Source organism: Streptomyces sp. NPDC093568 (genome assembly GCF_044764945.1).
Lineage (GTDB): Bacteria > Actinomycetota > Actinomycetes > Streptomycetales > Streptomycetaceae > Streptomyces.
Genome location: NZ_JBIWJD010000004.1, coordinates 691,036 through 707,673 on the forward strand (window position 1 = coordinate 691,036; position 16,638 = coordinate 707,673).

Genomic DNA, 16,638 nt, shown 5'->3' on the forward strand with positions numbered 1-16,638 from the left:
GTGGCTCGTCTTTTCCCTCGTACCGCCACTGTAGCGCCGGCCTCTGACACGGCCCACTCGAGAAGGACAACGGAAAGGGGCGGCACCCTCGCGGGTCCCGCCCCTCAGAGCCCAACCGGCCGTTCTCAGAACCGGTTCGGCAGCCACCCCGTCTGAATGAGCTGCCCACCGCGTCGGCGGGTGTGGAAGTACCCACGGCCCGGCGGAAGCTGGGACGCCGTGATGTTGCCCAGCAGCTGGCCCTCCGACCGGTCGCCGGAGAGCACGACGCCCTGGGCGCCCAGCTCGCGCATCCGCTGCATCACCGGCTCGTACAGCGAGCGGCTCGCACCGCCCGAGGCACGCGCGATGATGACGCGCAGGCCGATGTCACGGGCGAACGGCAGGTACTCCAGGAGCGGGGCCAGCGGGTTCACGCCGGTCGCCACCAGGTCGTAGTCGTCGACGATGACGAACGCGTCCGGGCTGCTGTACCAGCTGCGGTTGCGCAGCTGCTCCGGCGTGACGTCCGGGCCGGGCATCCTGCGGTGCATCGAGCCGGCCAGGCCCTCCAGGGTCTCCGTGAGGGCCGGCGCCGAGGCGCAGTACCGGGACAGGTGCGTGTCGGGCACACCCTCCAGGTGGGCGCGCCGGTAGTCACCCATGACGATCTTCGCCTGGTCCGGCGTGTAGCGCTCGGTGATCTGCTTGACGAGCAGCCGCAGCAGCGCGGACTTACCGGACTCGCTCTCACCGAACACGATGAACAGCGGGTCGGTCTCGAAGTCCACGAAGACCGGCGAGAGCGACGACTCGTCGATACCGACGGCGACACCGCGGTCCGGGTGCTCGAAGCCCTTGGGCAGCCGGTCCACCGGGAACATCGTGGGCAGCAGCCGCACGGCCGGCGCGTGGCTGCCCTGCCAGTTGTCGTTGATCCCGCCGATGAGGATCGACGTCGCCTCGGACAGGTCCTCCGTCGCCGACGAGCCGTCGACGCGCGGCAGCGCGGTCATGAAGTGCAGCTTGTCCGGCGTCAGACCACGGCCCGGCACGGTGGCGGGGACGTTCTGCGCGACCTTGCGGTCGATCTCCGACTCCGTCGGGTCACCGAGCCGGAGCTCGATGCGGTTCTGGAGCATGTCCTTGAGCGCGGGACGGACCTCGGTGTAGCGGCTCGCCGTCAGGATCACGTGCACACCGAAGCCGAGGCCTCGGGTGGCGATCTCCGTGACGGTCGCCTCCAGCATCTCGTAGTCCGTCTTGAAGGTGGCCCAGCCGTCGATGACCAGGAAGACGTCACCCCAGACCTGGTCCGGCAGCTGACCGGCGGCCCGGCGCTGACGGTAGGTCGTGACCGAGTCGACGTTGTTCGTGCGGAAGTACTCCTCGCGCGCGTTGAGGATGCCCTCGACCTCGCTGACCGTACGGCGCACCTTCTCGGCGTCCAGACGGTTGGCCACGCCGCCGACGTGCGCCAGCTCCTCCATCGAGATCAGCGAGCCACCGCCGAAGTCCAGGCAGTAGAACTGCACTTCGGACGGCGTGTGAGTGAGCGCGAACGACGAGATGAGCGTGCGCAGCAGCGTCGACTTGCCGGACTGCGGGCCACCGACGAACAGACCGTGGCCGGCGCCGCCCGCGAAGTCCCGGTACAGCACGTCACGCCGCTGCTCGAAGGGCTTGTCGACCAGACCGACCGGCACATTGAGCCGGCCGAGCGCGGTGTAGTCGGGCGCGGTCAGGCCGCGCTCGGGGGTGACGGCGAGCTGCGGGAGCAGCTGCTCCAGCGACGGCGCCTCCTCCAGCGGGGGCAGCCACACCTGGTGGGCGGGCGGACCCTGGTTGATCATCCGGCTGACGAGCACGTCCAGGACGGTGTCCGCGAGCGCGTCGTCCACCCGGTTGTCGGGCTCCGGCTCCTCGATCACCGGTTGCGGCGGCAGCGCCACGTGCTCCGCCGAGAACAGCGCGGGCCGCAGCTGCGTCGAGCGGTGCACCCGGGACGGGCCTTCACCGTGGTACGGCCCCGACACGTACGCCGCCTTGAAGCGGACCATGGTGTCGGTGTCGTAGCGCAGATAACCGGAACCGGGGATCGACGGCAGGTGGTAGGCGTCCGGGACACCGATCGCCGTACGGGACTCGGCGGCGGAGAAGGTCCGCAGACCGATCCGGTACGACAGGTAGGTGTCCAGGCCGCGCAGCTTGCCCTCTTCCAGGCGCTGCGAGGCCAGCAGCAGGTGGATGCCCAGCGATCGGCCGATACGGCCGATCTGGATGAACATGTCGATGAAGTCCGGCTTGGCCGTGAGGAGTTCGGAGAACTCGTCGAGCACGATCACCAGCGAGGCCATCGGCTCCAGCGCGGCGCCGGCGGCACGGGCCTTCTCGTAGTCGTGCAGGTTGGCGTAGTTGCCGGCCGAGCGCAGCAGCTCCTGACGGCGCTGCGTCTCACCCATGATCGAGTCGCGCATGCGGTCGACGAGGGTGAGGTCGTCGGCGAGGTTGGTGATGACGGCCGCGGTGTGCGGCATGTCCGCCATACCGGCGAAGGTGGCGCCACCCTTGAAGTCCGCGAGGATGAAGTTCAGCGTCTCCGAGGAGTGCGTCACCGCGAGACCGAGCACGAGCGTACGCAGCACCTCGGACTTGCCGGAACCGGTGGCGCCGACGCACAGGCCGTGCGGGCCCATGCCCTCCTGCGAGGCCTCCTTGAGGTCCAGCATGACCGGCTCGCCGTTCTCACCGACACCGATCGGCACCCGCAGCCGCTCGTGCAGCGTGCGCGGCCGCCAGGTGCGGGAGACGTCGACGGTGCCCGCGTCACCGATACCCATGAGATCGGTGAAGTCCAGGTTGGACAGAAGGGGTTCACCCTCCTCCGCGGAGCCGACCCGGAACGGGGCGAGCTGCCGCGCCAGGGACTCGGCCTGCGCGGGGTTCAGCAGATCCGGCTTGCCGGTGTACGCCGACTCGTGGCCCACGAACAGCCGCATCCGCTCCGGCTTCGCGTAGATCGTCAGACCCGCGCGCAGCTCCTCCTCCAGCGGGCCGGGAGCGACCTCCAGGAACGTGACGCCCTGCAGGCCCTCGGCGCTGGCGAGTTCGGAGTCCGGCGGCACGGTGCCGCCGTCGAGCACCACGATCAGGTGCGGCTGGTCGTAGACGGGCGTCGCCTCACGGTTCCAGCGGGGACGGTCGCCCAACTGATCCGCCAGCGCCTCCTCCAGCTCCCCGAGGTCGTCGAACAGGAGCCGGGACGAGCCCGCCCCGTCCTTGGCCTTCGGGTGCTGGCTGTGCGGCAGCCACTTGATCCAGTCCCAGTCCGCCGCCGCCGAGGGGTGCGCCACCACGGCGATCATCAGGTCCTCGGGCGAGTGCAGGGTCGCCAGCTGGGCCAGGGACGCGCGCGCGTTGCCGTAGACCGTGTCGCTCTCGCCGCAGATCGTCACGTGGTAAAAGGCGCGCAGCGAGATGGACACGGGCAGATCGGACAGACTGCCGTGCGCGTCGAGGAACGCCTTCATGGCCGCCGCGGTCAGCGGCTCCAGCTCCTCCTTGGGCGCCGTCTCCGGCGCGACGAGCGGGGTGTTCAACTGCTGCACACCACGACCGACCCGTACGGAGGCGAAGTCCGCGTCCGTCGGGCGCCGCTCCCACAGCCGCCTGCCGTCGGCCGCCACCGCCCACAGCTGCTCCGGGTCCGGGTGCTGGAACAGCTGGCTCTGCCGCTGGAGTTCCGCCGTCTTGTGCACGTCCTTGCGGACCTGCTCCAGATAGCGGAAGTAGTCACGCCGGTCCTGCGCCATCCCCGCGCCGCCGCCCTGCCGGGACTTGGCGAACTGGGCGATGGCCATGGCCAGTGTCGAGGCCAGCATCAGCCCGCCGACCACCCTCATGTACGAGGGCAGGTTGGGCATGAAGAAGAAGCCGACGGAACCCAGCATGCCCATCATGGGCAGCAGGTTCATCAGCATGCTCTCGTCGCCCTCGCGAGGGATCTCGGGGGGCGTCTCCAGTTTGACCTCGCCGTCCGGGACGGCCGGCGGCACTATCCGCGGTGGTCGTTTGATGATGACGACGCTCACCGATGCACTCATCCTTCGCGATTGATACGTCTTGGCACCGACGCCCCCGTGTATCGCTGTGCCGAGATGGATTCTCGTTCGCGCAGGCGTCGTTCGCGCAGTGGTCGATCCTACTGATGCGTCCGGTGCCCGAGGGAGGGTGGCGGATGGAGATGCGGCGCAGGTCCTGAGAGGAATGCGGGAGGTAGCGCCTGAGCCGGGTACCGCAACGGATATGGTGGCGCTCCGCGTCGTACGAGCGGCGCGAGGAAGCCTTGTCTAGCAGGGGGAACACCAGGTGAGCACGGGGACTTCGACAGGTTTCTGCCGAATCACCATCGCAGCACCGGACAGTCGTGTGGATGTCGCGCTGCCCGAGGACTTGCCGATCCAGGACCTCTTTCCCGAGATCGTGAGGCTCTCGGGCATGGTCCAGTCGGACACCAGCCCCTCGGGCTACCACCTCGTCACCCGCGAGGGCCAGGTGCTCGACGCGAGCCGCTCGTTGCTCGAGCACCGGGTCAGGGACGGCGAGGTGCTGCTGCTGCGCACCTTCGCCGACTCGCTGCCGCCGGCCGTGCACGACGACGTCGTCGACGCCATCGCCGCCGCGGTCAAGCAGGACACCCGCAGCTGGAACGACAACCTGATGCGGGTGGCCGGCCTCGTCGCCGGATCGCTCCTGCTGGTCATGCTCGGCTTCGTCTTCTGGTTCGCGGACCCGGTACGGCACGACATGCACGGCCTCCAGGGCATCCTGGCCGGCGTGACCGCGCTCGCCCTGACGGCGCTCGCCGGTGTACGGGCCCGGGTGTACGACGACCGCGGCTCCGCCGTCGCGCTCGGCATCTCGGCGCTGCCGCACGCGCTCATCGCGGGCTCCGGCGCCATCCCCCAGGACGCGGGCGAGGGCCCCGGCCGGATCCAGTTCCTCGTCGGCTGTGTGGCCGTACTGCTCTTCTCCGTCGTACTGATCATGCTGCTGCCGCAGGGCGACGCCCCGTTCGTGGCCGCCGCGCTGGCCTCCGCGATCGGCACGCTCGCCGTGTTCTGCGGGGTGCTCACCGAGGCGGAGCCCCGCGAGATCGCCGCCGGCACCTCGGTCGTCGCGCTGGCGGTCGTCGGGTTCCTGCCCGGCTGGTCCTCCCGCTTCGCCAAGCTGCCGATCGGCTTCCGCAACCCCGAGGACCTGGCCCGCGCCCGCCGCGAGGGCAACGAGGGCGACCTCGAGGCCGTCGACGTCCAGCGCATCGTCGCCCAGACCAGCCGGGGCCACGAGCTGCTGCTCGGCCTGGTCGGCGGCTGCGCGGCGGTGATCATCGGCGCGGGCGGCGCGGTGCTCGGCTTCAGCGACAACGGCTGGGCCCAGCTGCTGGCCCTGTGCACCGGCCTCGCGGCGATGCTGCGGGCCCGTCTGTTCCGCTACACCGCCCAGGTCACCTGCCTGTTCGTGGCCGGCGTCATCACCCTCGCCCTGCTGGTCCTGGGCCTCGCGATCTCGCCGCCGGCCGACGTCGTCATGGATCTGCTCCAGGGCAACTCCGGCCCGGTCGACGTACGCACCCTGTGGCTCGGCGCCTCCGTCGGGGCCGGTGTGCTGCTGCTGATCGCGATCGCCCTGATCGTCCCGCAGAAGGGGCTCTCCCCCTTCTGGGGCCGCATGCTGGACCTCGCGGACTCCCTGGTGCTGCTCTCCCTGGTGCCGATCTGCCTGGCCGTCCTCGATGTCTACGCCAAGGTGCGCGGCGGCATCTGACCGGAGCGGGGCCGCGCGGGTGCCTGTCAAGAGGGCGCTCGCGTGCTGGTACGCTGTGTGACGGCCGTTTGTGTACGCGCCCCCGGTCCACCTGGGGGCAGCGCCCAGCGGATCCCCGCCTCCCGAGTAACGGAAGCTCCCCTGAGATGCAGACCAGGGGCACTCGGTGGCAACAGAAGACTCACGAGGAGTACGCGTGTCGCTCGACGCCGCTACGAAGAAGCAGATCATGTCCGAGTTCGGTACCAAGGAGGGTGACACCGGCTCCCCCGAGGTCCAGGTCGCTCTGCTGTCCCGTCGGATCTCCGACCTGACCGAGCACCTCAAGACCCACAAGCACGACCACCACTCCCGCCGGGGTCTGCTGATCCTGGTCGGTCAGCGCCGTCGCCTGCTGCAGTACCTGGCGAAGAAGGACATCCAGCGCTTCCGTACGCTGGTCGACCGCCTCGGCATCCGCCGCGGTGCGGCGGGCGCGAAGTAAGACGCCATGAGGGGAGCGGTTCCCGGAACGATCGGGAGCCGCTCCCTTTGCCGTACGTGCAGAAACGTGCGGAGTGTCACACCTACTTTGTAGTGTGGTAGCACAACGCAGTATCACGAGGAGAAGTGCACCTCGCCGCCGCCGGTCCTCGGTAGTGGCCCCCGGGCGATGCGAACCCCGGGTGCTTCGATCGAAGACCGGCCCGCACCAGATGGAGCGCTTCTCCGCGCACGTCCCCCCGCCACACGGGCGGGTCGGGACAAAAGACGAAAAGTAACGGAGAAAACGCTAGTGGAGAACGAGACCCACTACGCCGAGGCCGTCATTGACAACGGCTCCTTCGGCACCCGCACCATCCGCTTCGAGACGGGCCGCCTGGCCAAGCAGGCCGCCGGCTCCGCCGTGGCGTACCTGGACGACGACACCATGGTGCTGTCGGCCACGACCGCCTCCAAGAACCCCAAGGACCAGCTCGACTTCTTCCCCCTGACGGTGGACGTCGAGGAGCGGATGTACGCCGCCGGCAAGATCCCCGGCAGCTTCTTCCGTCGTGAGGGCCGCCCCTCCGAGGACGCGATCCTCACCTGCCGCCTGATCGACCGCCCGCTGCGCCCGTCCTTCAAGAAGGGCCTGCGCAACGAGATCCAGGTCGTCGCCACGATCATGGCGCTCAACCCCGACCACCTGTACGACGTCGTGGCGATCAACGCCGCGTCCGCGTCCACGCAGCTGGCCGGCCTGCCCTTCTCCGGCCCGATCGGCGGCGTCCGCGTCGCGCTGATCCGCGGCCAGTGGGTGGCCTTCCCGACGCACACCGAGCTCGAGGACGCCGTCTTCGACATGGTCGTCGCGGGCCGCACCCTGGAGGACGGCGACGTCGCGATCATGATGGTCGAGGCCGAGGCCACCGAGGGCACCATCAAGCTGGTCCAGGGTGGCGCCGAGGCCCCGACCGAGGAGGTCGTCGCCGCCGGTCTGGAAGCCGCGAAGCCCTTCATCAAGGTGCTCTGCAAGGCCCAGGCCGACCTCGCCGCGAAGGCCGCCAAGCCGACCGGTGAGTTCCCGATCTTCCTGGACTACCAGGACGACGTCCTCGAGGCCCTGACCGCCGCCGTCAAGCCGGAGCTCGCCTCCGCGCTGACCATCGCCGGCAAGCAGGAGCGCGAGTCCGAGCTGGACCGCGTCAAGGCGCTCGCCGCCGAGAAGCTCCTGCCGGAGTTCGAGGGTCGCGAGAAGGAGATCTCCGCCGCGTACCGCTCCCTGACCAAGCAGCTCGTCCGCGAGCGCGTGATCAAGGAGAAGAAGCGCATCGACGGCCGTGGCGTGACGGACATCCGTACGCTCGCCGCCGAGGTCGAGGCCATCCCGCGCGTGCACGGCTCCGCGGTGTTCGAGCGTGGCGAGACCCAGATCCTGGGCGTCACCACGCTGAACATGCTCCGGATGGAGCAGCAGCTGGACACGCTGTCGCCGGTGACGCGCAAGCGCTACATGCACAACTACAACTTCCCGCCGTACTCCACCGGTGAGACCGGCCGCGTCGGCTCCCCGAAGCGCCGCGAGATCGGCCACGGCGCCCTCGCCGAGCGCGCCCTCGTGCCGGTCCTGCCGACGCGCGAGGAGTTCCCCTACGCGATCCGCCAGGTCTCCGAGGCGCTGAGCTCCAACGGCTCGACGTCCATGGGCTCGGTCTGCGCCTCCACGATGTCGCTGCTGAACGCCGGTGTGCCGCTGAAGGCCCCCGTCGCCGGTATCGCCATGGGCCTGATCTCCCAGGACATCGAGGGTGAGACGCACTACGTCACCCTCACCGACATCCTCGGTGCGGAGGACGCCTTCGGCGACATGGACTTCAAGGTCGCCGGCACCAAGGAGTTCGTGACCGCCCTTCAGCTCGACACCAAGCTGGACGGCATCCCGGCCTCCGTCCTGGCCGCCGCTCTGAAGCAGGCCCGTGACGCCCGCCTCCACATCCTCGACGTGATGATGGAAGCGATCGACACGCCGGACGAGATGTCCCCGAACGCCCCGCGGATCATCACCGTCAAGATCCCCGTGGACAAGATCGGCGAGGTCATCGGCCCCAAGGGCAAGATGATCAACCAGATCCAGGAGGACACCGGCGCCGAGATCACGATCGAGGACGACGGCACCATCTACATCGGTGCCGCCGACGGCCCGTCCGCCGAGGCCGCCCGCACCACGATCAACGGCATCGCCAACCCGACGATGCCCGAGGTCGGCGAGCGCTACCTGGGCACGGTCGTGAAGACGACGACGTTCGGCGCCTTCGTCTCCCTGCTCCCCGGCAAGGACGGTCTGCTGCACATCTCGCAGATCCGCAAGCTGGCCGGCGGCAAGCGCGTGGAGAACGTCGAGGACGTCCTCGGTGTGGGCCAGAAGGTCCAGGTCGAGATCGCCGAGATCGACTCCCGCGGCAAGCTCTCCCTCATCCCCGTGATCGAGGGCGAGGAAGGGGCCGAGGGCTCCGAAGACAAGAAGGACGACACCGACAAGTGACGTCGAGTAGCTCCACGGCGACGGCCCGCACCTCCTCGGAGGCGCGGGCCGTCGCCCGTACCCAAACCCTGATCAAGGGCACAGGCGGCATCGGCACGGTCCGCAAGACCACCCTCCCGGGCGGCCTGCGCATCGTCACCGAGACCCTGCCCTCGGTCCGCTCCGCCACCTTCGGCATCTGGGCGCACGTCGGCTCCCGCGACGAGACGCCGGCCCTGAACGGTGCCACGCACTATCTGGAGCACCTGCTCTTCAAGGGCACCACCCGCAGGTCCGCGCTGGACATCTCCGCCGCCATCGACGCCGTCGGCGGCGAGATGAACGCGTTCACGGCGAAGGAGTACACCTGCTACTACGCCCGTGTGCTCGACGCCGACCTGCCGCTCGCCATCGACGTCGTCTGCGACATGCTGACGGGCTCGCTGATACTCGAAGAGGACGTCAACGTCGAGCGGGGCGCGATCCTCGAAGAGATCGCCATGACCGAGGACGACCCGGGCGACTGTGTGCACGACCTGTTCGCGCACACGATGTTCGGCGACAACCCCCTCGGCCGCCCGGTCCTGGGCACGGTCGACACGGTCAACGCCCTCACCGCCGACCGCATCCGCCGCTTCTACAAGAAGCACTACGACCCGACCCACCTGGTCGTGGCGGCCGCCGGCAACATCGACCACAACAAGGTCGTACGCCAGGTCCGCGCGGCCTTCGAGAAGGCCGGCGCCTTCAAGAACCCCGCCGCCGAGCCCGTCGCCCCGCGCGACGGCCGCCGCACCATCCGCACCGCGGGCCGCGTCGAACTGCTCGGCCGCAAGACCGAGCAGGCCCATGTCGTCCTCGGCATGCCGGGCCTGGCCCGCACGGACGAGCGCCGCTGGGCCCTCGGCGTCCTCAACACCGCCCTCGGCGGCGGCATGTCCTCGCGCCTCTTCCAGGAGGTCCGCGAGAAGCGCGGCCTGGCCTACAGCGTGTACTCGTACACGTCCGGCTTCGCCGACTGCGGCCTGTTCGGCGTGTACGCGGGCTGCCGGCCCTCGCAGGTCCACGACGTGCTGAAGATCTGCCGCGACGAACTCGACCACGTCGCCGAACACGGCCTGACCGACGACGAGATCGGCCGCGCCATCGGCCAGCTCCGCGGCTCCACCGTCCTCGGCCTGGAGGACACCGGTGCGCTCATGAACCGCATCGGCAAGAGTGAGCTGTGCTGGGGCGAGCAGATGTCCGTCGACGACATGCTGGCCCGGATAGCGGCGGTCACCCCGGACGACGTCCGCTCGGTCGCCCGCGACATCCTGGGCCGCCGGCCCTCGCTGTCGGTCATCGGCCCGCTCAAGGACAAGCAGGCGTCCCGGCTGAACGACGCCGTCGCCTGACAATCCCCTGCTGAAGGAAGCACAAGAGATGAGCAAGCTGCGCGTGGCGGTCCTCGGCGCCAAGGGCCGGATCGGCTCCGAGGCGGTACGGGCGGTCGAGGCCGCCGAGGACATGGAGCTGGTCGCCGCCCTGAGCCGGGGCGACAAGCTGGAGACCCTCGCGGAGACGGGCGCCCAGGTGGCCGTCGAACTGACCACGCCCGACTCGGTGATGGCCAACCTCGACTACTGCGTGAACCACGGCATCCACGCGGTCGTCGGCACCACCGGCTGGACCGACGAGCGCCTCGCGCAGCTGAACGGCTGGCTGGCCGCCTCCCCGGAGACCGGCGTGCTCATCGCGCCGAACTTCTCCATCGGGGCCGTCCTGACGATGAAGTTCGCGCAGATCGCCGCGCCCTACTTCGAGTCCGTCGAGGTCGTCGAGCTGCACCACCCGAAGAAGGTCGACGCCCCGAGCGGTACGGCCACCCGCACCGCCCAGCTCATCGCCGAGGCCCGCCGCGCCGCCGGCACCGCGCCCGCGCCGGATGCCACGGAGACCGCCCTGGACGGCGCTCGCGGCGCGGACGTCGACGGCGTCCCCGTCCATTCCGTCCGCCTGCGCGGCCTGCTGGCCCACCAGGAGGTGCTGCTCGGCGGCGAGGGCGAGACCCTCACCGTCCGCCACGACTCCCTCCACCACAGCAGCTTCATGCCGGGCATCCTGCTGGGCGCCCGCCGCGTGGTGACCACGCCGGGCCTGACCTTCGGCCTGGAACACTTCCTGGACCTGGGCTGACGCGGGACTCACAGATGCGCGCGAAACTCTCCTACGCCATAACGGCCGCCGTCCTGGTCGTCTACTTCGTCCTGGTCGGCAGCCGTGGCATGCTGCTCATCCAGTCCGGCACGCTCCTCACCGTCACCTTCGGCGTGGCGGTGCTGATCCTGCCGGTGATCGGCCTGTGGTTCCTGTGGAAGAACACCCAGTTCGTCCGCAAGGCCAACGCCCTCGCCGCCGAACTCGACGCCGAGGGCGGCCTGCCGGTCGATGAGCTCAGGCGCACGCCCAGCGGCCGGATCGACCGCGACTCGGCCGACGAGGTCTTCGCCAGGCGCAAGGCCGAGACGGAGTCGTCCCCTGACGACTGGCGCAGCTGGTTCCGCCTCGCCGTCGCCTACCACGACGCCCGCGACACTCCACGTGCCCGCAAGGCGATGCAACGCGCGATCGCCCTGCACGAGGGCAGGACGGTGGAGGCCTGACCGATACGGCCTCCAGCGCGCATGTACGCCGAAGGGGCCGGCCCGCTCATCTCGCGGACCGGCCCCTTCGGCGTACCTGTCTGTGTCAGCCGCGCCTGTTCTCCGCCGCCCACGCCTCGACCGCGTCGGCGGCCCGGTCGAACGCCGCCACGCGCGCCAGGAAGTCGGCGTTGTGCGTGGTCATCAGCGTCGGCATGTCATCCGTCCGGCCCCGCCTCACGAGCAACAGCGCCTGCCCCTGCACGGTGCGCGGCAACCCCAGCCAGCGCACGGGCTGCTGCACCGTCCGCACGGCGACGACCTGGTCCCAGGGCACCGTGCGTGTGAAGAAGAAGCCCACGCGCCGTAGCCCGCGAGCGCTCACCCACACACCTTCGCGCAGCAGCCGCAGCGCGGCGGCGATGACGGCCAGCGCGAGGGCGAAGACGACGGCGGCCTCCTGGACCGTGCCGGTCAGGGCGATGATGACCGCCGCGAAGAGCACGAACGAGGCGAGCAGCAGCCCCAGGGCCGCCAAGCCCACCCGCCACGGCCCGGGACGGTAGGGACGCCGCCACCGTTCGTGGTTGTCGAAGGGCAATGCGACATCGTCGGCTGCCTCGAACGCGCGGTCGGCCGTCAGGAAGGGCAGGGGCACGGCTGGTCCTCACTCAATCCATGCTTGGGCTGTGCCCGGTGAGGCTATCGACCCGTGTCCCCGCTCACCACCTCTGGGGGTCCGGATGGAGTCAGCGCCCCTGGGACGCCTGTGACTGCTGGGCCGGCGCGGAGGTGTCGGTGGACAGCGCCGGGGTCCCGACCACCAGCGAGCCCGCCAGCCCGGCGACGATGGTGAGCCCCAGCAGCCAGCGGCCGGCAATCTGGCCGGCGGAGGCACGCTCGGGGGGCGGGGGAGCGACATTGCTTCGGAATCGGTCGGCTTCGGCGAGGAAGGCGAAGGGAACGGACTCGCGCCGACGGAACATCGGAGGGTCTTCTCCTCTCGGGATCGTATGAGTGGTCGTCATGAACACAGACGAGCGGGTGCCCCAAAAGGTGCCCGGTTTCACCGAATTCACAGAAATTCGCCGGCGTATGTCGCGACCCCGCACCGAACGCCCCGTTGTCAGTGCCGGGCCGTAGAGTGGGCGCCGCCCAGCGAAGTGATGGAAGGACCCTCCGAGCCGTGACCGACACCCCCGCCGACGACCTCAAGCCCAGCTTCCGCAGTGATGTCAGCGTCGAGCTGGTCAAGCACAGCGCGGCCGACTCCGACGTGCTGTGGGCCGCCCGCGTCTCCACCGCCGGCGAGCAGTCCCTGGAGGAGCTGCAGAAGGACCCCGAGCGCTCCAAGGGCCTGATCAACTACCTGATGCGGGACCGGCACGGCAGCCCGTTCGAGCACAACTCGATGACCTTCTTCATCAGCGCCCCGATCTTCGTCTTCCGCGAGTTCATGCGGCACCGCGTGGGCTGGTCGTACAACGAGGAGAGCGGTCGCTACCGCGAGCTCCACCCCGTCTTCTACGTCCCCGACGAGTCCCGCAAGCTGGTCCAGGAGGGCCGCCCCGGCAAGTACGTCTTCGTCGAGGGCACCCAGGCCCAGCAGGAGCTGGTCGGCCGCGTCATGGAGGACTCGTACCGGCAGTCCTACGAGGCCTACCAGGAGATGCTCGCCGCCGGCGTCGCCCGCGAGGTCGCCCGCGCCGTCCTCCCGGTCGGCCTGTTCTCCTCGATGTACGCCACGTGCAACGCCCGCTCGCTGATGCACTTCCTGGGTCTGCGCACCCAGCACGAGCTGGCCAAGGTGCCGTCCTTCCCGCAGCGGGAGATCGAGATGGTCGGCGAGATGATGGAGGCGGAGTGGGCCAAGCTCATGCCCCTGACGTACGCCGCTTTCAACGCGAACGGCCGCGTGGCGCCGTAACCCCACAGCGGCCCACCGCCAGGGCCCGCCTCCAGGGCCGGGCGTCAGCCTCATGAAGTGTCCGTATTGCGGCATTTAGAGAAGTTCATCTAGCCTGATCAAACGGACCCGGCACTGCTTGAACCCCCGAGCAGGCAGTGCCGGGCTCCACATTTGTCCTGACTTTCCCGCACCCCCCGAGGGCAGACCCGGCCGTGCGCAACGAGTAGCGTGTAACCCATGGCTCCGACCTCCACTCCGCAGACCCCCTTCGGGCGGGTCCTCACCGCCATGATCACGCCCTTCACGGCGGACGGCGCACTCGACCTCGACGGCGCGCAGCGGCTCGCCACGCACCTGGTGGACGCAGGCAACGACGGCCTGATCATCAACGGCACCACCGGCGAGTCCCCCACCACCAGCGATGCGGAGAAATCGGACCTGGTACGCGCGGTACTGGAGGCCGTCGGCGACCGAGCCCACGTCGTGGCCGGTGTCGGCACCAACGACACCCGCCACAGCCTCGAGCTCGCCCGCGCGGCAGAGCAGGTGGGCGCACACGGCCTGCTGGTCGTCACGCCGTACTACAACAAGCCCCCGCAGGAGGGCCTGTACCGGCACTTCACGGCCGTCGCCGACGCCACCGAGCTGCCGGTCATGCTCTACGACATCCCCGGCCGCAGCGGCGTCCCGATCAACACCGAGACGATCGTCCGCCTCGCCGAGCACCCGCGCATCGTCGCCAACAAGGACGCGAAGGGTGACCTCGGCCGAGCCAGCTGGGCCATCGCCCGCACCGGCCTCGCCTGGTACTCCGGGGACGACATGCTGAATCTGCCGCTGCTCTCCGTGGGCGCGGTCGGCTTCGTCTCCGTCGTCGGCCACGTCGTCACCCCCGACCTGCGCGCGCTCGTCGACGCGTACGTCTCCGGTGACGTCCAGAAGGCCACCGAGATCCACCAGAAGCTGCTCCCGGTCTACACCGGCATGTTCCGCACCCAGGGCGTCATGACCACCAAGGCCGCGCTCACCCTCCAGGGCCTGCCCGCCGGACCGCTGCGCGCTCCCATGGCGGAGTGCTCGCCCGAGGAGATCGAGCAGCTCAAGATCGATCTTGCCGCGGGCGGGGTACAGCTCTAACACCAGACTTGGCGCGCCAGACGCGTACACGGACTTCACAACTGAATAAGCAGGACACGGTGCCTGCGCACTACACACAACGACAACTGCTTCTGCACGAACGTCATGCGCGCCACGTGCCCGACCGGTACGTGGCGCGCGTGGTGAGGAGAGTCTTTTGAGTCATCCGCATCCTGAACTCGGCTCGCCCCCGCCGCTGCCCGAGGGCGGCCTACGGGTCACCCCGCTCGGCGGCCTCGGCGAAATCGGCCGGAACATGACGGTCTTCGAGTACGGGGGCCGCCTGCTGATCGTCGACTGCGGAGTGCTCTTCCCCGAGGAGGAGCAGCCCGGAATCGACCTGATCCTGCCGGACTTCTCGTCCATCCGGGACCGCCTCGACGACATCGAGGGCATCGTCCTGACCCATGGCCACGAGGACCACATCGGCGGCGTCCCCTTCCTCCTCCGCGAGAAGCCGGACATCCCCCTGATCGGCTCCAAGCTGACCCTCGCCCTCATCGAGGCCAAGCTCCAGGAGCACCGCATCCGCCCCTACACCCTCGAGGTGGCCGAGGGGCACCGTGAGCGCATCGGCCCCTTCGACTGCGAGTTCGTCGCGGTCAACCACTCCATCCCGGACGCCCTGGCCGTGGCCATCCGCACCCCCGCGGGCATGGTGGTCCACACGGGCGACTTCAAGATGGACCAGCTCCCGCTGGACAACCGTCTGACAGACCTGCACGCGTTCGCACGCCTGAGCGAAGAGGGAATCGACCTCCTCCTCTCGGACTCCACGAACGCCGAGGTGCCGGGCTTCACCCCGCACGAGCGCGACATCTCCAACGTCCTGCGCCAGGTCTTCGCCGGCGCCCGCAAGCGCGTGATCGTGGCGAGCTTCGCCAGCCACGTCCACCGCATCCAGCAGATCCTCGACGCGGCCCACGAGTACGGCCGCCGGGTCGCCTTCGTCGGCCGCTCGATGGTCCGCAACATGGGCATCGCCCGCGACCTCGGCTACCTGAAGGTCCCGCCGGGCCTCGTCGTGGACGTCAAGACACTGGACGACCTGCCGGACTCCGAGGTGGTCCTGGTCTGCACGGGCTCCCAGGGCGAGCCGATGGCCGCCCTGTCCCGGATGGCCAACCGCGACCACCAGATCCGCATCGTCGACGGCGACACGGTGATCCTGGCGTCGTCGCTCATCCCCGGCAACGAGAACGCGGTCTACCGCGTCATCAACGGCCTGACCCGCTGGGGCGCGAATGTCGTCCACAAGGGCAACGCCAAGGTGCACGTCTCGGGCCACGCGTCCGCCGGCGAGCTGCTGTACTTCTACAACATCTGCCGCCCGAAGAACCTGATGCCGGTGCACGGCGAATGGCGCCACCTGCGCGCCAACGCCGAGCTGGGCGCCCTGACGGGTGTCCCGCACGACCGCATCGTCATCGCGGAGGACGGCGTCGCCGTCGACCTCATCGAGGGCAAGGCGAAGATCTCCGGCAAGGTCCAGGCCGGATACGTGTACGTCGACGGCCTCTCGGTCGGCGACGTCGGCGAGCCGGCACTCAAGGACCGCAAGATCCTCGGCGACGAGGGCATCATCTCGGTGTTCGTGGTGGTGGACTCCTCCACCGGCAAGATCACGGGTGGCCCGCACATCCAGGCCCGCGGCTCCGGCATCGAGGACTCCGCGTTCGGGGACGTCATCCCGCGGATCACGGAGGTGCTGGAACGGTCGGCCCAGGACGGCGTGGTCGAACCGCACCAGCTGCAGCAGCTGGTGCGTCGCACCCTCGGCAAGTGGGTCTCGGACACCTATCGCCGCAGGCCGATGATCCTGCCTGTGGTGGTCGAGGTCTGACGGTCCGTCGGACACCGGCCTGCGTGAACCAGGAGCGGGGCGCCTCGATTTGCATCGGGGAGCCCCGCTCCAGTACGTTTACGGCTCCGCCCAACCGGGAACCCGACCGCTTCATGCGTCGGAACCAGTCCCCGGAGGGGGCGGGAAATCCGACTCAGAATCTCTGATAAAGTCGGAACCGCCGGAAAGGGAAACGCGGAAGCGGGAACCTGGAAAGCGCCGAGGAAATCGGATCGGAAAAGGATCTGATAGAGTCGGAAACGCAAGACCGAAGGGAAAAGCCCGGAGGAAAGCCCGAGAGGGTGAGTACAAAGGAAGCGTCCGTTCCTTGAGAACT

12 protein-coding genes are annotated in these 16,638 nt (G+C 69.3%); 9 read left to right on the top strand and 3 right to left on the bottom strand.

The genetic code is table 11. The features are described from left to right. Positions 1-125: 125 nt before the first annotated feature. Positions 126-4,070, bottom strand: coding sequence for a type VII secretion protein EccCa (eccCa, locus tag ACIRD7_RS20525; protein WP_403455043.1), 3,945 nt, complete (start codon positions 4,068-4,070; stop codon positions 126-128). 277 nt (positions 4,071-4,347) lie between these two features. Here eccCa and eccD point away from each other — a divergent pair, with 277 nt between their 5' ends. The 6 genes from eccD to ACIRD7_RS20555 all read left to right on the top strand — a co-directional run bounded on the left by eccD (position 4,348) and on the right by ACIRD7_RS20555 (position 11,433). Then, positions 4,348-5,805: a type VII secretion integral membrane protein EccD gene (gene eccD / locus ACIRD7_RS20530; RefSeq protein WP_403455046.1), complete on the top strand. Its 1,458-nt coding sequence runs from the start codon at positions 4,348-4,350 to the stop codon at positions 5,803-5,805. A gap of 196 nt (positions 5,806-6,001) precedes the next feature. Continuing rightward, positions 6,002-6,289 (top strand): 30S ribosomal protein S15, encoded by a 288-nt coding sequence (gene rpsO / locus ACIRD7_RS20535; protein WP_059415298.1) that lies wholly within the window; start codon positions 6,002-6,004, stop codon positions 6,287-6,289. 291 nt (positions 6,290-6,580) lie between these two features. Continuing rightward, positions 6,581-8,809, top strand: a complete 2,229-nt coding sequence (locus tag ACIRD7_RS20540; RefSeq protein ID WP_403455049.1) for a polyribonucleotide nucleotidyltransferase — start codon at positions 6,581-6,583, stop codon at positions 8,807-8,809. After that, a complete protein-coding gene (locus ACIRD7_RS20545; protein ID WP_403455051.1) occupies positions 8,806-10,185 on the top strand; it encodes a M16 family metallopeptidase in 1,380 nt (459 codons plus the stop codon). Before ACIRD7_RS20540 ends, ACIRD7_RS20545 begins: the two co-directional genes overlap by 4 nt. A 28-nt stretch (positions 10,186-10,213) precedes the next feature. After that, positions 10,214-10,966: a 4-hydroxy-tetrahydrodipicolinate reductase gene (dapB, locus tag ACIRD7_RS20550; protein WP_403455053.1), complete on the top strand. Its 753-nt coding sequence runs from the start codon at positions 10,214-10,216 to the stop codon at positions 10,964-10,966. 14 nt (positions 10,967-10,980) lie between these two features. Next, entirely contained in the window at positions 10,981-11,433 is a 453-nt protein-coding gene (locus ACIRD7_RS20555) for a hypothetical protein (RefSeq protein ID WP_403455055.1), read from the top strand. Positions 11,434-11,518: 85 nt separating this feature from the next. On the opposite strand, the gene ACIRD7_RS20560 is transcribed toward ACIRD7_RS20555, so the two are convergent. Together ACIRD7_RS20560 and ACIRD7_RS20565 are read right to left on the bottom strand one after the other, a co-directional pair. After that, entirely contained in the window at positions 11,519-12,070 is a 552-nt protein-coding gene (locus tag ACIRD7_RS20560) for a PH domain-containing protein (protein ID WP_403455057.1), read from the bottom strand. Between the two features lie 91 nt (positions 12,071-12,161). Further along, positions 12,162-12,398 carry a hypothetical protein gene (locus tag ACIRD7_RS20565; RefSeq protein WP_403455059.1) on the bottom strand — a complete coding sequence of 79 codons (237 nt, stop codon included), beginning with the start codon at positions 12,396-12,398 and terminating at the stop codon, positions 12,162-12,164. A gap of 200 nt (positions 12,399-12,598) precedes the next feature. Here ACIRD7_RS20565 and thyX point away from each other — a divergent pair, with 200 nt between their 5' ends. The 3 genes from thyX (at position 12,599) to ACIRD7_RS20580 (ending at position 16,301) form a co-directional block, all read left to right on the top strand. Further along, the gene (gene thyX, locus ACIRD7_RS20570; protein ID WP_403455062.1) at positions 12,599-13,339 is read left to right on the top strand and encodes an FAD-dependent thymidylate synthase; all 741 of its coding nucleotides are present in this window, start codon (positions 12,599-12,601) and stop codon (positions 13,337-13,339) included. A gap of 219 nt (positions 13,340-13,558) precedes the next feature. Continuing rightward, positions 13,559-14,458 carry a 4-hydroxy-tetrahydrodipicolinate synthase gene (gene dapA, locus ACIRD7_RS20575; protein ID WP_403455064.1) on the top strand — a complete coding sequence of 300 codons (900 nt, stop codon included), beginning with the start codon at positions 13,559-13,561 and terminating at the stop codon, positions 14,456-14,458. Positions 14,459-14,615: 157 nt separating this feature from the next. Then, positions 14,616-16,301: a ribonuclease J gene (locus ACIRD7_RS20580; protein ID WP_403455067.1), complete on the top strand. Its 1,686-nt coding sequence runs from the start codon at positions 14,616-14,618 to the stop codon at positions 16,299-16,301. Positions 16,302-16,638: the final 337 nt, after the last annotated feature.